The 14,472-nt window shown below is 74.8% G+C and carries 21 protein-coding genes; 11 read left to right on the top strand and 10 right to left on the bottom strand.

Going from position 1 to position 14,472, the window contains the following annotated elements; all coding sequences use genetic code 11:
* Positions 1-40: 40 nt before the first annotated feature.
* Positions 41-607 (bottom strand): DUF4291 domain-containing protein, encoded by a 567-nt coding sequence (locus tag ACZ7JZ_RS29100; protein ID WP_470944409.1) that lies wholly within the window; start codon positions 605-607, stop codon positions 41-43.
* Between the two features lie 92 nt (positions 608-699).
* Entirely contained in the window at positions 700-1,290 is a 591-nt protein-coding gene (locus tag ACZ7JZ_RS29095) for a TetR/AcrR family transcriptional regulator (RefSeq protein ID WP_470944408.1), read from the bottom strand.
* Positions 1,291-1,392: 102 nt separating this feature from the next.
* Between ACZ7JZ_RS29095 and ACZ7JZ_RS29090 the strand changes: the two genes are divergently transcribed.
* Complete coding sequence (locus tag ACZ7JZ_RS29090) at positions 1,393-1,890, top strand: VOC family protein (protein ID WP_470944406.1); 498 nt, start codon at positions 1,393-1,395, stop codon at positions 1,888-1,890.
* An 89-nt stretch (positions 1,891-1,979) separates the two neighbouring features.
* On the opposite strand, the gene ACZ7JZ_RS29085 is transcribed toward ACZ7JZ_RS29090, so the two are convergent.
* Positions 1,980-2,246, bottom strand: a complete 267-nt coding sequence (locus ACZ7JZ_RS29085; protein ID WP_470944403.1) for a DUF6332 family protein — start codon at positions 2,244-2,246, stop codon at positions 1,980-1,982.
* Positions 2,247-2,274: 28 nt separating this feature from the next.
* Positions 2,275-2,757, bottom strand: coding sequence for a hypothetical protein (locus ACZ7JZ_RS29080; RefSeq protein WP_470944401.1), 483 nt, complete (start codon positions 2,755-2,757; stop codon positions 2,275-2,277).
* A gap of 354 nt (positions 2,758-3,111) precedes the next feature.
* On the opposite strand from ACZ7JZ_RS29080, the gene ACZ7JZ_RS29075 reads away from it, so the two are divergent.
* The 4 genes from ACZ7JZ_RS29075 to ACZ7JZ_RS29060 all read left to right on the top strand — a co-directional run bounded on the left by ACZ7JZ_RS29075 (position 3,112) and on the right by ACZ7JZ_RS29060 (position 5,580).
* Complete coding sequence (locus ACZ7JZ_RS29075; protein ID WP_470944400.1) at positions 3,112-3,708, top strand: hypothetical protein; 597 nt, start codon at positions 3,112-3,114, stop codon at positions 3,706-3,708.
* Positions 3,709-3,850: 142 nt separating this feature from the next.
* Positions 3,851-4,084 (top strand): DUF6479 family protein, encoded by a 234-nt coding sequence (locus ACZ7JZ_RS29070; protein ID WP_470944398.1) that lies wholly within the window; start codon positions 3,851-3,853, stop codon positions 4,082-4,084.
* A complete protein-coding gene (locus ACZ7JZ_RS29065; RefSeq protein WP_470944396.1) occupies positions 4,081-4,281 on the top strand; it encodes a hypothetical protein in 201 nt (66 codons plus the stop codon). The genes ACZ7JZ_RS29070 and ACZ7JZ_RS29065 overlap by 4 nt, the downstream gene beginning before the upstream one ends.
* A 207-nt stretch (positions 4,282-4,488) precedes the next feature.
* Positions 4,489-5,580 (top strand): GNAT family N-acetyltransferase, encoded by a 1,092-nt coding sequence (locus ACZ7JZ_RS29060; protein WP_470944393.1) that lies wholly within the window; start codon positions 4,489-4,491, stop codon positions 5,578-5,580.
* A gap of 47 nt (positions 5,581-5,627) precedes the next feature.
* On the opposite strand, the gene ACZ7JZ_RS29055 is transcribed toward ACZ7JZ_RS29060, so the two are convergent.
* Positions 5,628-6,086, bottom strand: a complete 459-nt coding sequence (locus tag ACZ7JZ_RS29055; protein ID WP_470944391.1) for an Lrp/AsnC family transcriptional regulator — start codon at positions 6,084-6,086, stop codon at positions 5,628-5,630.
* Between the two features lie 62 nt (positions 6,087-6,148).
* On the opposite strand from ACZ7JZ_RS29055, the gene ACZ7JZ_RS29050 reads away from it, so the two are divergent.
* From ACZ7JZ_RS29050 to ACZ7JZ_RS29040, 3 genes are all read left to right on the top strand, one after another.
* Positions 6,149-6,901 (top strand): AzlC family ABC transporter permease, encoded by a 753-nt coding sequence (locus ACZ7JZ_RS29050; RefSeq protein WP_470944388.1) that lies wholly within the window; start codon positions 6,149-6,151, stop codon positions 6,899-6,901.
* Positions 6,894-7,223 (top strand): branched-chain amino acid transporter permease, encoded by a 330-nt coding sequence (locus ACZ7JZ_RS29045; RefSeq protein ID WP_470944385.1) that lies wholly within the window; start codon positions 6,894-6,896, stop codon positions 7,221-7,223. Before ACZ7JZ_RS29050 ends, ACZ7JZ_RS29045 begins: the two co-directional genes overlap by 8 nt.
* A 94-nt stretch (positions 7,224-7,317) precedes the next feature.
* Positions 7,318-8,376: a glycoside hydrolase family 43 protein gene (locus ACZ7JZ_RS29040; RefSeq protein WP_470944383.1), complete on the top strand. Its 1,059-nt coding sequence runs from the start codon at positions 7,318-7,320 to the stop codon at positions 8,374-8,376.
* Positions 8,377-8,438: 62 nt separating this feature from the next.
* Here the strand turns inward: ACZ7JZ_RS29040 and ACZ7JZ_RS29035 are convergent, their stop codons facing one another.
* Complete coding sequence (locus tag ACZ7JZ_RS29035) at positions 8,439-9,431, bottom strand: RICIN domain-containing protein (RefSeq protein ID WP_470944381.1); 993 nt, start codon at positions 9,429-9,431, stop codon at positions 8,439-8,441.
* Between the two features lie 317 nt (positions 9,432-9,748).
* Here ACZ7JZ_RS29035 and ACZ7JZ_RS29030 point away from each other — a divergent pair, with 317 nt between their 5' ends.
* The gene (locus tag ACZ7JZ_RS29030) at positions 9,749-10,273 is read left to right on the top strand and encodes an RICIN domain-containing protein (RefSeq protein ID WP_470944378.1); all 525 of its coding nucleotides are present in this window, start codon (positions 9,749-9,751) and stop codon (positions 10,271-10,273) included.
* A 47-nt stretch (positions 10,274-10,320) separates the two neighbouring features.
* Here ACZ7JZ_RS29030 and ACZ7JZ_RS29025 read toward each other — a convergent pair whose 3' ends face one another.
* The 3 genes from ACZ7JZ_RS29025 to ACZ7JZ_RS29015 form a co-directional block, all read right to left on the bottom strand.
* A complete protein-coding gene (locus ACZ7JZ_RS29025) occupies positions 10,321-10,527 on the bottom strand; it encodes a cold-shock protein (protein WP_470944375.1) in 207 nt (68 codons plus the stop codon).
* Positions 10,528-10,648: 121 nt separating this feature from the next.
* A complete protein-coding gene (locus tag ACZ7JZ_RS29020) occupies positions 10,649-11,518 on the bottom strand; it encodes an arylamine N-acetyltransferase family protein (protein ID WP_470944373.1) in 870 nt (289 codons plus the stop codon).
* A gap of 233 nt (positions 11,519-11,751) precedes the next feature.
* On the bottom strand, positions 11,752-12,012 hold the full coding sequence (locus ACZ7JZ_RS29015) for a hypothetical protein (protein WP_470944370.1): 261 nt from the start codon (positions 12,010-12,012) through the stop codon (positions 11,752-11,754).
* Between the two features lie 289 nt (positions 12,013-12,301).
* Between ACZ7JZ_RS29015 and ACZ7JZ_RS29010 the strand changes: the two genes are divergently transcribed.
* Both ACZ7JZ_RS29010 and ACZ7JZ_RS29005 read left to right on the top strand, forming a co-directional pair.
* Positions 12,302-12,640 (top strand): PadR family transcriptional regulator, encoded by a 339-nt coding sequence (locus ACZ7JZ_RS29010; protein ID WP_470944367.1) that lies wholly within the window; start codon positions 12,302-12,304, stop codon positions 12,638-12,640.
* Positions 12,637-13,527, top strand: a complete 891-nt coding sequence (locus tag ACZ7JZ_RS29005; RefSeq protein ID WP_470944366.1) for a hypothetical protein — start codon at positions 12,637-12,639, stop codon at positions 13,525-13,527. The genes ACZ7JZ_RS29010 and ACZ7JZ_RS29005 overlap by 4 nt, the downstream gene beginning before the upstream one ends.
* A gap of 143 nt (positions 13,528-13,670) precedes the next feature.
* On the opposite strand, the gene ACZ7JZ_RS29000 is transcribed toward ACZ7JZ_RS29005, so the two are convergent.
* Positions 13,671-14,447, bottom strand: a complete 777-nt coding sequence (locus ACZ7JZ_RS29000) for a class I SAM-dependent methyltransferase (protein ID WP_470944363.1) — start codon at positions 14,445-14,447, stop codon at positions 13,671-13,673.
* Positions 14,448-14,472 lie beyond the last annotated feature (25 nt).

Raw genomic sequence — 14,472 nt, 5'->3', positions numbered from 1 at the left:
GGCGGGGCGGGGTGCCCGGGCGGGCGTCAGCCGTCAGCCGTCAGCCGCCCGAGCAGAGCCGGTCGTGCAGGGCGGGCGGCAGGGGATAGGCGCGCTCTGCGGGGAGCAGCCTGCGGGCCTGCTCGGCGCGGCCGGACTGGACGAGGGCGGCCGCCTTGCGGACCTGCGGTGTGAGGTCGGTCAGGCTGACGGTCCAGTCGTCCGCGAAGGTGCGGATGAGGCCGCGGCCGATGCCGACCTGGATGCTGTAGTGGTTCAGCGCCGCCCCGCGCGCCGAGCGCTCCGGGTCCCACTGGACGTGGACGGGCGCCTGCGCGACGGCGGCCCGGTCGGCGGTGGTGAGCACGGCCCGGGAGAGGGCCTCCTCCCAGCCCTCGCGGGTGATCCGGACGGCGAGCACACGTTCCTGGCCGGGTTTGCGCGCCCAGTTGCTCCGGTGCATCAGCCACAGGAACGAGGGCTTGATCCACGTCATCCGGTGGAAGGAGAACGGCGCGACGAAGCGGCCCGCCCGCAGCGCCGCGTCCGCGATGGCGGGCGGGTAGGCCTGGTAGACCACGATCGTGCGGGCGTCGTGGTCGGCGCGGATCTCGTACGGGGCTGCCATGGCGGCACCCTGCCACCGGGCGCGGCCCGGCCACGAGCGGTTTTCTCGCGCCGTACCGGCGCGAGCACCGGCCTGGGTCTCGTACGCGCAGGTCAGGCGGGGTGGCGGTGGAGCAGACCGGCCATGAGGAGGTCGAGGGACTGCTCGGCCTGCTGCGGGTCGCCGCCGCGGGCGATCCAGAGGGCGGCCTCGTTCATCGCGCCGGACAGCAGGACGGCCAGGGGCTCGGTGGGGCGGTCGGCGATGACGCCGGCCGCGGCGAGGGCGGCGAGGGCCTCGGCGAGGTGGCGGGCGGAGGCCTCCTCGTCGAGGGCCCGCCACTCCTCCCAGCCGAGGACGGTGGGCGCGTCGACGAGGAGGATCCGCCGTACCGCCGGATCGCTGCCCGCGGACAGGAAGGCGCGGCAGCCCGCCCGAAGCTGCTCCCACAGGTCCTCGTACCGCTCGGCCTCGGCCGCGACCCGCTCCCCCAGCTCCTGCTGGACCTCGGCGACGACGGCACGGAAGAGGCCCGCCTTGCTGTCGAAGTGGTGGTACGCGGCCCCCTTGGTGACCCCGGCGGCGCGGGCCACCTCGGCGAGGACCACCTGGTGGTACCCGTCGGCGGCGAACTGCCGCCGCCCCTCGGCCAGCAGCGCCCGCCGCGTGGCCGCCCGCTGCTCCGCCCGGCTGCCCGTCGCCATCGCCCGCTCCCTCTTCCGATTTCACATACCGGGGGTATGCTAGCCGCATGATTCGCATACCCCGGGTATGCGAAACGGATCCAGTACCCGAGGAGCCCCGCCATGCCGCACACATCCACGACCGAGCCCACGCCTGCGCCCGCTGCCGTCGCCGCGACCGAGCCGACCCCGGGCCGCCGCCCCCGGCTGGACGGCTTCTACCCGGTCCTCGCCACCCGCGACGTGGCCGCGTCGCGCGACTTCTACACGCGCCACCTCGGGTTCGCCGTGACCTTCGAGGCGGACTGGTACGTCAGCCTGCGCCGCCCGGACGCGCCGCAGTACGAGCTGGCCCTGCTGGACCACGCCCACCCGACCATCCCCGCCTCCCACCGCGGCGCACCGGCCGCCGGGGTCGTGCTGAACTTCGAGGTGGACGACGTCGACGCCGAGCACCGGCGGCTCGTGGCGGAGGCCGGCCTGGAAGAGGTACTGCCGCTGCGCAGCGAGGAGTTCGGCCAGCGGCACTTCATCGTCGCCGCCCCGGACGGCGTCCTGATCGACGTCATCACCGTCATCCCGGCCACCGGGGAGTACGCCGCCCAGTACACGGACGCCTGAACGGCCCGCCGTCACCGACGGCGGCCGCAACACCCCCGGCAGGCCACCCGGCCGAACGGGCACCCGCCAACGGGCGGCGCACCTCTCCCCTAACGCCCCAGCCTCCGCTGCGCGTCGAAGCGCACCAGCACCCGCACCACCCGCCACATCCCGGCCGCCACGGCCAGCACGGCCCCGGCGACCCGGAAGCCGCCCGCAACGGGCCCGGACACCCCGCCCAGGAACGTCGGCACGAGGAACACCCCGAAGACGACCGCGGCGAGAAGGGCAGCGCTGCACAGCGCGAACATGATCTCCACCGTCATGGCGTCCTTCTCCGCCCGCGACTCCCGCCCCAGGTCCTCCCCCGTACCCATGCCCGCAGTCTCACACAGCCGCGGACGATCAGGCAGGCAGCCAGTCCGGCCACCAGGGGGGGACGTTGTCCGGCCCGCAGATGCCCGGCCCCACCGCTCCCGCAGGCGTGCCGTAGACAGAGAAGAACCAGAACACCACCGCAGCGAACACCAGGACCACGGCCGACCCGCGCAGCCACAGCGGGCAGCGTCGGGGGAGCAGGCACACGGCCGCGCCCAGCACCGCACAGGCGGGGACCATGACCACGAACACGAATAGGTAGAACAGCTCGTACCGGGCGCCGGCGTCCCAGTCCGAGACGCAGTGGCTGCGGGCACTCCAGGCCAGGTTGACCGCCGCCCAGGCCGCCGCGACCCCGCCGAGGACGGAGAACGCCAGCAGCGCCCACTCGGCCCGACCGACGGACCTGGCGAGGCGGCGGTGAGAAATGCCAGCAGGAGAGGCGGGCGCAGGCGGCCACCCCCGCGGTTCGCCCGGCTGCCGGGCAGGCTCACGTTCGTTGTCCGTCACGGTCCCCCTGACGCAGCTTCACACCTGCGGGTTCCCTGCCGAACCGCGTCACGCGCGGATCCTACGGTTCGAGGGCTGCGACGCAGGAGCGGAGGCGGGGGCGGGCGTGGGGGCCTGGTGGGGCTGATCTAGGGTCTCACTCCGCAAGAAGGCGATCGGCTCACCGGGGGAAACGTGCAGTACAGGACCATTCGCGCCGCTTGGGCGGCGGTGCCGCTGGGTGTCGTGCTGCTGGCCGGGTGCGCGTCCGGGGACGCCGGCCGGGAGAGCGCCGCCGCCGGGGTGTCCGCTGCGCCTTCCACGCATCGCTCCCCCTCGCCCGTGCCTGCGCTCAGTACGGCGCCCTGGCGGAGCATGGCACCGCTCGACCGGGGCGCGCTCACGGCGCGGTTCCTCCCGGCGGCGGAGGTGGGGGCGGGCACCCGGGCAGAGGAGGTGCCGGAGTCCGCGGGCCCGGAGAGCCGGGCGGCGCTGGAGAAGGTGGCCGCCGCGGTCCCGGCCGGTTGCAAGCCGCTCGTCTCCGTGCTGTTCGGCCCGCCCGCCGCCCAGGCCCAGCAGGTCTACATCACCGGGGACAACAGTCCCGCGAACCGCGTCCACGTCAGCCTCGGCAGCTACCCCGCCGGGGAGGGCCGGGCCGCCTTCGACAGGCTGGCGAAGGCCGTCTACGGGGGCTGCCCGACCCTGCGGTTCCCCGGCCCGGAGGGCGAGGTGGAGTACGAAATCCACCCGGTGCCGTTCGGCCGGGCGGCCGTGCCCGTGGTCGCCTTCCGCCTCGACAGCCCCGCCGGCGGCACCGAGGGGCGCGGCCGCCTCCGGATGGCCTTCGCGTACGCCGCCGCGGGCGACAACCGGATCGTCTTCAACAAGACCGACGACCTCGCGAACGCCCCCGCACTGCGGGCCGGGCACGTCCACCTGCAGGTGCGCCGCCTGGCGGAGGGGAAGTAGGGCTGCCGGTCGGGCCGGCGGCGGGGCGTCTGCTGTACGGGGTTGCGGTACGGCCCCGGGCTGCGGCCCGCCTGCCGTCCCGGTCGCCCCCTCCGTCACCGCGCCCGTGTGTGGGAGCGCAGGGCGCGGGCAGACGCGCGCCATGACCCCTTCCCTTCACCTCGCCGCCGACGGCTTCCCCGGACTGCTGCTGATCCTCGTCGGCGTCGCCGTGGCGGCCGTGCTGGTGGGCGCGTTCTGGTACGGGTCCCACCGCGTCCGGGCCCGCAAGGACCCAGGCGTCCGGCCCGCCGAACAGCCGCCCCCCGCACGAGCGCGCGAGGACTCCTGGCAGCCCCCCGAGGAATCGTCCCGGGTACGAAAGGACGAGCCATGACACCCGGCACATCCGGCCCTTCCGACACACCGAACAGGCGCCCGGCGCCCGCCGAGCGCAAGCCGACCCCGCCCTCCCAGGCCCCCGGCGAGGCCGGCGACCCGGAGGAGCGCGAGCGCGCCGAGCGCGCCGTGCGCCGCGAGGGCGGGAAGCGGACCGCGCCCGCCACTCCCCCGCCGCAGGAGCCGCCCGACTGATGCGGCCGGACGTGCAGGGTCACGCACGGTTGGACCCGGACGGGCGTGCGTGACCCGATGGGAGGCCTCCTAGGGCGAAGGTTCGGATCACCCGGAAGGAGCTTTCCGGCGCGGGGCGGGCGCGTCGTCGCCCATGATGGACCACGTCATGGCGCCGTACGCGCTCTCCGGCGTTTCGACGGCCGCAGCCGCAGCCCGGGAGCCTACGTGTCCGTACAGCGCATCGACGTGGTCCGCCCTGCCGATCTGAGCCCGGCGGACGTCGCGCTGTGGGGCGAGCTGCGCGAGGCCACCGCGGAGGTGGCGAACCCCTTCATGAGCCCCGAGTTCTGCCAGGCCGTCGGCCGCGTCCGGCCGGGGGCCCGGGTCGCGGTGGTGCGCCGGGCCGGCGAGGCCGCCGGCTTCTTCCCCTTCGAGCGGGGCCGCTGGGGCCGCGGCCGGGCGATCGGCCTCGGCGTGTCCGACTGCCAGGGGGCGGTCCTGCGCCCCGGGGTGCAGGTCGATCCCCACGAGCTGCTGCGCGCCGGGTCCCTGTCGGTGTGGGAGTTCAACCACCTGGAAAGCGGCCAGGAGCTGTTCCTGCCGTACGCCACCGAGGGTTTCGCCTCCCCGGTCATCGACGTGACCGGCGGCTACGCCCGCTACGAGGGGCGGCTGCGGGAGGGTTCGCGCCGCTTCCTGAAGTCGACGCTGGCGCAGGAGCGGCGGCTGGCGCGCACGGCCGGCCCCCTCCGCTTCGTGTTCGAGGAGCGGGACCCGAGGGTCCTGAAGGCGCTGATGGAGTGGAAGTCCGCCCAGTACCGGCGCACCGGGCGGCGCGACCGCTTCGCCCAGGGCTGGATCAACGGCCTCGTGCAGCACCTCGCCGGTACGGACGCGCCCGCCTGCTCGGGGCTCCTGTCGGTGCTGTACGCGGACGGGGTGCCGGTGGCCGCCCACTTCGGGCTGCGGTCGCGCACGGTGCTGTCGTGCTGGTTCCCGGCGTACGACCGGAACTTCGCCACGTACTCCCCCGGGCGGATCCTCTACCTGCGGATGATCGAGGCGGCGGCCGCCGAGGGGATCTGCCTGCTCGACCTCGGCCGGGGCGACGCGGCGTACAAGGACTCGCTCAAGACCCGGGAGCTCGTGGTGCACGAGGGCGCCGTGCTGCGGCGCCGGCCCGGGGCGGCGCTGCACTGGCTGAGCCGCGAGCCCTCGCGGGCCGTGCGGCGGTTCGTGCGGGAGCGGCCCGGCCTCAAGGAGGCGGCCGTCGGGACGCTGGGGGCGGTGGGCCGGCTGCGCGACCGCGGCCGGTGAGGGCGGGGCGGCCGGGCGGGGCAGGCCGGTCAGGCGGGCCGGGCTGGTCAGGCGGAGCCCTTGATGATCTTCATGGTGAGGTGCGAGGTCACGCGCAGGACGGCGGGGAGCCCGCTGAGCCGGCCGGTGAGGAAGGCCTCGTAGGCGACGTGGTCGGCGACCGCGGCGCGGATGAAGTAGTCGGGGCGCCCGTACATCCGGCGGAACTCGATGACCTCCTCGTACGCGGCGACGATGGTCTCGAACTCCTCGACGGTCCTCCGGTCGTTGGCGTAGATCTCCACGTCGACGAGGACTTCGAGGTTCCGGCCGAGGGCGGCCGGGTCGACGGCCGCGCGGTACCCGGTGATGACCCCCGCCTCCTCCAGGCGCTTGACCCGGCGCAGGCAGGGCGGCGGGGTGAGGCCGACGCGTTTGGCGAGCTCCACGTTGGTGAGCCGACCGTCCTGGCTCAGGTGGAACAGAATTTCGCGATCAGTGGCATCAAGGCTGGTTTCATTGCTCATACGGCGAGGATATCGGCATGATGCGCAATCAAATGAGGCCTGATCTTTTCTAAAATGTCTCCATGCACATAGGTTCTGAGGTTGCCGCCGCGGGTGCGGCCCCGCCCCCGCCGGAGGCGGTCGACACCGGGAGGTCCGCGGCCCGCGCCGCCTTCCGGGACTCGCTGTCGGTCGGCCTCGGCTTCGTCCCGCTCGGGCTCGCCTTCGGGGCGCTCGCCGCCCAGTCGGGTCTGGACTGGTGGTGGGCGGGGCTGTCGGCGGCGGTGGCCTTCGGCGGCTCGTTCGAGTTCCTGCTGATCGGGCTGGTCGTGGCCGCGGCGCCGCTGGCCTCGGTCGCCGCCGCCGCGTTCCTGGTCAACGTCCGGCACGTGTTCTACGCCCTGTCGTTCCCCCTGGAGCGGGTGCGGGGCCGGCTGGGCAGGGCGTACAGCACCTTCGCCCTGTGCGACGAGGCCTACGCGCTGGGGTCGGCGCGGGGCGTGCGCACCTGGTCCGGCCCGCGCATCCTGTGGATGCAGTTCTACCTGCACGCGTACTGGGCCGGGAGCGCCGTGGCCGGGGCCCTGCTCGGGGCACTGATCCCCGCCGGGGTCACCGGGCTGGACTTCGCCCTCACCGCGCTGTTCACCGTGCTCGCCCTCGAAGCGCTGCGGGGGCTGCGCGGGGACCTGCCGACCCCGGTGCTCGCCCTGCTCAGTGCCCTCGCCGCCCGGGTCCTCTTCCCCGGGCAGCTGCTGGCGGCCGCGTTCGTGCTGTTCACCGCCGGGCTGCTGGTGCGGTACGCGGCCGGAGCCGGGAGGCCGCGCCGTGCCTGACGCCGGATACGCCGTCGCGGCGGTCCTGGTGGCCGCCGCCGTCACCTGGGCCCTGCGCGCCCTGCCCTTCGCCGTCCTGGCCCCCCTGCGCGCGAGCGGCACCGTGCGCTACCTGAGCACGCGGATGCCGGCCGGGGTCATGCTCATCCTGGTGGTGTACTGCCTGCGCGACCTGCCCCTCGGGCACGCCCGCTCGCTGGCCCCGCTGCTCGCCCTCGGCGCGACCGCCGGCCTCCACCTGTGGCGGCGCAACGCCCTGCTCAGCATCCTCGGCGGCACCGCCGTGCACGTGCTGCTGGTCAGCGCGGTCTTCGCACCCTGAGGCGGCGCGCAACCGGAGGGCGCCGGGGGCGTTGGTCCCGGTGGGCGGGGAGGCCTCCCCGCCCGCGTGCCGGACCGGTCCGAGGAGACGACGCGTGGTGCAGCAGGGGTTCCGTACAGTCCTGACGAGCCTGACCATCCCGGGAGTACGGACCGTGCTCCGGGCCGTGCGGAGAGTCCCGGCGGTGCTGCCGGGTGCGCTCGCCCTGATCCCCGTACTGCTCTGGGCCCCGCCCGCCGGGGCCGAGGGGGCGGCGGGCGGCCGGGTGTCCTGGGGCGGGCCCGTGCTCGACCGAAACTTCCCCGACCCCGACGTCCTCAGGGTCGGCCGCACCTACCACGCGTACGCGACCCACGGCCAGGACGTGAACGTGCAGCGGGCCACCTCCGCGGACCTGGTGCACTGGACCCCCGCCGCGGCCGACCCGCTGCCCCGGCTCGGGGACTGGGCGGAGCCGGTGCGCACGCTCGTCTGGGCCCCCGAGGTCTTCGCCCACAGCCGCGGCTACACGATGCAGTACACCGCGCGGGACCGGGCGAGCGGCCGCCAGTGCATCGGGGCCGCGGTCGCGGCCTCGCCCGAGGGGCCGTTCACCCCCGTGGGCGACGGCCCGCTGGTGTGCCCCGCCGAGCAGGGCGGGGCCATCGACGCCTCCAGCCACACCGAGGGCGGGCGCCGCTACCTGCTGTGGAAGGGCGACGGCAACTGCTGCGGACTTCCGACCCGCATCCACCTCCAGCCCGTCTCCGCGGACGGCACGCGCGTGACCGGCGCGGCGGTCGAGCTGATCCGCCAGGACCGGGAGTGGGAGGGGGACATCGTCGAGGCGCCGACACTGGTGCGGCGTGACGGGCGGTACGTGCTCTTCTACTCGGCGGGCCCGTACGGCGACGAGCACTACAAGACCGGCTACGCGGTGGCGTCCCGGCTGACCGGCCCGTACGTCAAGGCGGCGGAGCCCCTTCTGTCCACCGCCTCCACGGGCGGGGCGGTCCAGGGGCCCGGCGGACAGGACGTCGTCGCCGGGCCGGACGGACGGGACCGGATCCTCTTCCACGGCTGGAGCCCCGACGGGACGCGCCGAAGGCTCCTGTACGCGGCGGGGCTGGACTTCGCGGAGGGGGTGCCGGTGGTGGTGGAGGGGCGGGGGTGACGGGCGGGGTGACGGGCTGAGGGGCCGCCGGGCTGAGGTGACGGTCCCGGTGCGTACGCGCCTCAGCCCCAGCGCTGGCGGGGCGTGCCGTTGCAGGCCACCGCCCTCAATCCCTGCGGCCCGTCGTCCAGGCAGCTGCCCCCGGACCGGGAGCGGAGCTCGACGGAGGCGTCGGACAAGGGCGTGAGGACCCACCGCTGGCCGGGGTCCGAATCGGCACAGGCCGCGCCGCCCAGCCCGGAGGCGGCGAGCGCGAGGCAGGCGCCGGTGGCGTGGTTGCGCAGCCGGCTGGTGCCGTCGGGGGCCGTGCGGACCGTCCAGCGCTGGTAGCTCATGCCGTTGGGTGTGAAGGCGCGCAGGCCCTTGTCGAGGCTGTGGTCCAGGCAGTTGCCGGTCACGCGGTGGACGAAGATGCGGCTGTGCTCGGCGAGGCGGGGCGCGCCCTGCCCGACCGCCGCCGCGGCCTCCTGGCGCGGGGTCCGCTCCCCGCCCGGGGCCTCGCGGGCCGGGGTCCACGGCCCGGCCCACACGAGCGCGGCCCCGCACAGCAGTCCCGCCGCCCAGCAGGCGGCCGCCCAGGTCCAGCGGAACCGGTGCCGGGTCCCGTCCGTGCGGGGTGCCGGGGCGGACCGCGGCCAGGGGATGCGGGGGGCCCGGTCCGGCCCCCGGCCGGACGGGGCGCCCGTACCGGGGCCGCCGGCGGAGCCCTCCGCGGGCGGCGGGGCCTGTCCGGGGGCGGGTCCCGCTCCGGCTGCGGGGGCCGCCGGGGTCGTCGCGGCGGAGGGCTGCTGGCGGTCCGCGGCCTCCCAGAGGGCGCGGTAGTCGGCGGGGTCCGCGCCCAGCGCGCGGCAGAGGTCGCGGACGGTCGGCCACGGCGGGACCGTGCTGCCGCGCAGGTAACGCGACAGGGACGAGTCGCTGATCAGCACCTCGGACTCCAGCGACCGGAGGGTGCGGCCGGAGGCCCGCTGGAGCTCCCTGAGTGCGCTGCCGAGCTGCCGCGCCGGATCCGCGTGCTCTTCCCCGCGGCTGCGCCGCCCGTCGAGGCCTGTCATCGCCGCCCCTTCCCGCGGCCCCCGCAGGGCTCCGGAAGGCCGTCCCTTGTCCCGGGATGGTCGTGTCCCGGCAGGTCAGAACCTTAGGGATCCCGACATCGCTGAAGCAAACGGGATGCCGTTGCGCCGACTCCGGCGGCGGCCGCAGACTCGGTTCCGTCCGGCCCCGCCGATCTCCCCAAGCGCCTTGCAAAAAGCGTGGGTGACGGTGTGTGCGCCGCCGGTACGGCGATCCGCCTCAGCGCTCCCCCGACGGGGGCCTGCGGGGCCACGACATGCCAACGAACGCAAATTCGACGAACAGGAGAACCCCTCACATGAACACGACCGCGCAGACCGCCGCCGCTCAGGGCACCACCCCCGCGGTGCGGAGGTTCCGTACCTCGCTCGCCTGCGTCCTGCTGGCAGCGGGGCTGGCGGCGGCCGGCCCGGCCGCCGCTGCGGGTGCGGCGCCGGCCGACGCCCTCGACAGCGTGCAGACCTTCCGCAACGACGCGACGCAGCGCTGCCTGGACGACAGCGAGCACGGGATCCGCCCGGTCAACTGCTACGGCAACGACCACCAGAAGTGGAACGTCCACCGCTGGGCCGACGCCACCCGGGAGCTGCGGAACATCAAGACGGGCCGCTGCCTGACCGACAGCCCGCAGGGCAAGCTCACCTCGCACCCGTGCGACAAGGCCAAGGACCAGAGCTGGTTCGTGCACCAGTACCCCGACGGCGCCGTCGAGCTGAAGAACCAGCACACCGGTCTGTGCCTGGACGACAGCCAGCCGTTCGGCCTGCGGACCTTCCCGTGCGGAACGCACGCGCAGAAGAGCCCGTACCAGACCTGGCGCTGACCGGGGACCGGGGTGCCCTTCCCGGGAGCGGGGAGGGCACCCTCCGCCTACAGCGGGCGGACCGCTTCCGCCTGGGGTCCCTTGTTGCCCTGCGAGACCTCGAACTCGACGCGCTGGTTCTCGTCCAGGGACTTGTAGCCGTCGCTCTGGATCGCGCTGTAGTGGACGAACACGTCCGCCCCGCCGCCGTCCACGGCGATGAAGCCGTAGCCCTTCTCGGCGTTGAACCACTTGACGGTGCCCTGCTGAGGCATCCCTGCACCCCTCGCTTCGGTCCTGCCGGGGTCGGTTCGCCGCGGCACTGGGCCGATCATGCCCATTCGGCCGATACGGAAACCGCACGCGCGGGGCGGGCGGCCGGGTGGGCGGGTCCGGTCAGGATGCGGGCGGGAGGGTGGCGGCCAGGCGGGCCGCCGTCTCCGGGGACACCGGGATGCCGAACTCCTCCACCAGGACGCGCTCCAGGTCCTGCGCGCCGACGGTCCGCACGGAGTGGGTGCCGTCGGGCAGGACCGTGCGCCAGGTGCTCCCGTCGAGCACCTGGTGGCGGTCGGCGTCGAAGCGCTGGGCGAACGGGCGCCGGGTGAAGGGCGAGCGGGGATGCGTGCCGACGTAGTGGCTGCCGCCCACGTAGTCGACGGGGTACTGGGGGTTCAGGGTGAAGGTGTGGCGGTCGATCCAGCCCTCCGGGCCGTACTGGTGCATCCACCAGTGGTCGATGCCGTCGGCCCCCGGCCGGCGCTCCAGGCGGACCCGCCAGCCGCCGGCGTCCGAGGCGGTCCCGTCCGCCAGTTCCAGCGGCTCCAGGGGGCCCGCGCCGAAGCCCATGTCGCACAGCATCCGGCGGTCCTCGCCGGGGATGTGGACCAGCAGCAGGGCGTGGGTGGCCGGTGTGGTCTTCTCCGAGCCGAGCGTGACCCGGCCGCTGAGGGCCGTGAACGCGAAGCCGAGGCGCTCCAGCGCGGCGGCGAACAGGGCGGCGTGCTCGAAGCAGTAGCCGCCGCGGCCCCGGTGCAGCAGTTTGTCCTGCACCGAGGGGACGTCCAGGAGGACCGGGTTGCCGAGGACCGCGTCGAAGTTCTCGAAGCGGAAGGAGGTGACGTGGCCCCGCTGGAGGGCGGCGAGGGCTTCGGCGGTGGGCGCCCGCTCCGCGTCGAAGCCGATCCGGTCAAGGTACGCGTCGAGGTCCAGCAGGCCGCCCTGCCAGTCCGCGGGCGGCGGCCCGGTCTGCGCTGGTCCCGTCACTGGTGCCGTCACTGGCCCGTCCCGTCTGTCTGTGGTGCGGCGCGGCGTCCGGCGCCCTCTTGTACGAGGTTAGGCGGGCGCGGGGGCCCGCGCGTCGGCCTGTGGACGGGTGCGGCGGGGCTTCGGCCCTGGTCCGCTGGTCGTAGGCCGGGGGCGGTACGGCGGGGGGCGGGGCGGCCGTGCGGCGGGGCGGCCGTGCGGCGGCGGGGCGGCCGTACGGCGGGGCCGGGGCGTCAGCGGTTGAACGCCGGGAGGGCGAAGCGCTGGACCAGGGCGAAGCCGTCCTCGCGGGCCGACTTGCTGGTGACGGAGTAGACGACGGTGCGGGACAGGTCGCGGGTGGCGGCGACCACGGTGTGGAAGCCGGGGCGCGATCCCGTCTTCCCCCAGATCTCCGTACCGTTGACGACGAAGCGCTGGAGCCCGGCGCCGTACGAGGCCCCCTTGATGTCCGGGACGGTGAACATCTCGGCGAGCTGCGGGGCCGGGACCACGCGTCCGGAGAACAGGGCGGTGAGGAAGCGCTCCAGGTCGGCGGGGCGGACCTGGCGACGAAGTGGTCGCCGGTGCTGACGTACAAGGAGGACACGACGACGGACTGGACGCCGGGGAAGGACGACACCGAGATGTCGACGGACTGACGCGGGCGGGACCGGCGCGTCCGGACCGCGGGCGCCCGCGGTCCGGACGGCGTCCCCGGTATCCCCTCGCCTCCCGCGGACGCCTGCGGGAGGCAGGGGGGAGGACCCCGATATATGCCGGTGGGTGACTTACCATGGCGGCATGAGTGATCGTGCGATGCAGGAGCCCACGCTGCTCCTCCTCACCGCCCTCGCGGACGAGCCGCGGCACGGCTATGCCATCGCCCGCGAGGTGGAGAAGATCTCCGGCGGCCGGGTCAAGATGCGCACCGGGACCCTGTACGGGGCGCTGGAGCGGCTGCTCGGCCAGGGGCTGATCGAGGTCTACGAGGAGGAGGTCGTGGACAGCCGGCTGCGCCGGACGTACACGCTCACCGCCGCGGGGCGCGACGGGCTGGCGGCCGAGGCGCGGCGGATCGCGGCCACGGCCCGCGAGGCTTCGCGGCGGCTGGGGGTCTCCGGAGAGACGGCGACCGCATGAGCATGCCGCTGCTGAGGCTGTACCCGGCGCGGTTCCGGCACGAGTTCGGTGCGGACATGGCCGAGGCCTACCGGGAGGCGACCGAGGGGGCGGGGCGGTTCGCGCGCTGGCGGGAGGCGGGCGACATCGCGGCGCACGCGCTGCGGATGCGGGCCGGGCTGGGGTCGGCCCAGCGGGGTGGGCGGCTGTTCGCCGCCGCGGCGCCGTTCGCGCTGGCGGCCCTGGGCTCGCTGGCCGCGTTCCACCTGGTGTCCCTGCTGACCGATGTGCGGGTCACGCAGAGCCGGGACTTCCTGGTGCCGCTCAGCTATGTGGTCGCCGGGTGCCATCTGGTGGCCCTGCTCGGGGCGGTGTTCGCGCTCGCCGGGCGGTTCGCGGGGGCCTGGTGGGCGCTGGCGGGGATGGCGGCGTCGGTGGTCGCGTACTTCGTCGCCGCTCTGCCGCAGTCCCTGTCGCTGCCGTGGGAGTTCGCGGGCTTCCTGCTCCTGCCGGCGGCGATCGCGCTGATGGCCCTGGCCTGTCCGCCGGACCTGCGGCCGGCGCCGCGGGTGCGGACCGGGGCGGGGATCGTGGCCCTGGCCCTCTGGGCGCCGCTGTCGCTGGTGCTGCTGTCGCTCGCGGACGTCGGGGGGTTCGGGCAGTTCGTGCTGTGGCAGTTCGGGGTGCCGCTGGGGGCGGGGCTGGTCCTGGCGGGGCGGCCGGCGCTCGCACGGATCCGCCGGGCCGACGAGTTCGCGCTGGCCGCGCTGCCGTTCCTGTGCGCCGGGTACGCCGCGGGGGTCGTCGCCCAGGACGAGGTGCTGCCGGCGCTCGCGCTGATCGGTGCCGGGGCCGTCGTACTGCGGCTGTGGCGGGGCCGGGACTCGGGACGGGCCACTCCGGCCTGAGCCGCCTCCCTTCCGGCGAGGCCCCGGCCCCCGACCCCCGCAGGGGTCGGGGGCCGGGGCCTTCCCGTTGCGGGCCTTCCCGTTGCGGGCCTTCCCGTTGCGGGCCTTCGCGTTGCGGGCTTTCCCGGTCGGGGCGTGGTGGCTCAGGTGGCGGTGAGGCGGATCTTGGACTGGCCGTGGCCCAGTTCCTCCCAGTCCGTCATGAAGCGGCCCGTCAGGCCGTACCGGGCCGCGAGGTCGATCAGGGTCTCGGTGCGGTAGTAGAAGTCCTCGCGGAGCACCTGGTGTTCGGCGCCGGTGGTGCGGTCGAAGGTGAAGTCGAAGTGCCCGCCGGGGGCCAGGATCCGGCCGACGTGGGCGAAGCACTCCTCGATGACCTCGATCGGCGAGTGCGAGAACACGCTGTGCGCGTGGACGACGTCGAAGTGGGCCTCGGGCAGGAAGTCCAGGGTGAGGTTCTTCGTCAGGGTCAGGTGCGGGACCTTGGCCTGCAGCCCGTGGGCGGTCAGCGTCTCCTTGGCGGAGATCAGGATCTCCGGCGAGATGTCGATGCCGTAGTAGTGGCCCTTGTCGAGGTAGTCGATGAAGAGCCGGCCCGCGCGCAGGTTGCCGCAGCCTATGTCGAGCATCCGCGAGGCCGGGTCCAGGCCGTGCCGGACCAGGTAGTCGAACTGCATCTCCCCCAGGGCCAGCCACCGGTCGTGGGTCTGGCTGCCCACGGCCGCCTCCGGGTTGCGCCGGGCGTCCGAGGCCATGACGGCGCGGTAGTAGGCCACGTGGTCGGGGTGCTTGAGGGCCAGCCAGCGGTCGCGGGCGGCCCGCTTCAGGTACGGGGCGATGCGTTCGGGCCTGGTGGCGGCGAACCGCAGCTTGTGGGCGAGGGATTCCCGGTTGGCGGTGAGGTTCTTCCTGGTGGCCACTGGCTGCTCCATGTCCGTAGTGCGC

It is taken from the genome of Streptomyces sp. NPDC038213 (assembly GCF_055600495.1).
The sequence above is the reverse complement of the archived record's forward strand: the minus strand, read 5'-3'. Positions and strand labels throughout refer to the sequence as shown.

Coding starts and splice junctions, on each gene's coding strand:
- ACZ7JZ_RS29100 (WP_470944409.1), bottom strand. CDS start 607: ATGGCAGCCCCGTACGAGATCCGCGCCGACCACGACGCCCGCACGATC.
- ACZ7JZ_RS29095 (WP_470944408.1), bottom strand. CDS start 1,290: ATGGCGACGGGCAGCCGGGCGGAGCAGCGGGCGGCCACGCGGCGGGCG.
- ACZ7JZ_RS29090 (WP_470944406.1), top strand. CDS start 1,393: ATGCCGCACACATCCACGACCGAGCCCACGCCTGCGCCCGCTGCCGTC.
- ACZ7JZ_RS29085 (WP_470944403.1), bottom strand. CDS start 2,246: ATGGGTACGGGGGAGGACCTGGGGCGGGAGTCGCGGGCGGAGAAGGAC.
- ACZ7JZ_RS29075 (WP_470944400.1), top strand. CDS start 3,112: ATGGCACCGCTCGACCGGGGCGCGCTCACGGCGCGGTTCCTCCCGGCG.
- ACZ7JZ_RS29070 (WP_470944398.1), top strand. CDS start 3,851: ATGACCCCTTCCCTTCACCTCGCCGCCGACGGCTTCCCCGGACTGCTG.
- ACZ7JZ_RS29065 (WP_470944396.1), top strand. CDS start 4,081: ATGACACCCGGCACATCCGGCCCTTCCGACACACCGAACAGGCGCCCG.
- ACZ7JZ_RS29055 (WP_470944391.1), bottom strand. CDS start 6,086: ATGAGCAATGAAACCAGCCTTGATGCCACTGATCGCGAAATTCTGTTC.
- ACZ7JZ_RS29050 (WP_470944388.1), top strand. CDS start 6,149: ATGCACATAGGTTCTGAGGTTGCCGCCGCGGGTGCGGCCCCGCCCCCG.
- ACZ7JZ_RS29035 (WP_470944381.1), bottom strand. CDS start 9,431: ATGACAGGCCTCGACGGGCGGCGCAGCCGCGGGGAAGAGCACGCGGAT.
- ACZ7JZ_RS29030 (WP_470944378.1), top strand. CDS start 9,749: ATGAACACGACCGCGCAGACCGCCGCCGCTCAGGGCACCACCCCCGCG.
- ACZ7JZ_RS29025 (WP_470944375.1), bottom strand. CDS start 10,527: ATGCCTCAGCAGGGCACCGTCAAGTGGTTCAACGCCGAGAAGGGCTAC.
- ACZ7JZ_RS29010 (WP_470944367.1), top strand. CDS start 12,302: ATGAGTGATCGTGCGATGCAGGAGCCCACGCTGCTCCTCCTCACCGCC.
- ACZ7JZ_RS29005 (WP_470944366.1), top strand. CDS start 12,637: ATGAGCATGCCGCTGCTGAGGCTGTACCCGGCGCGGTTCCGGCACGAG.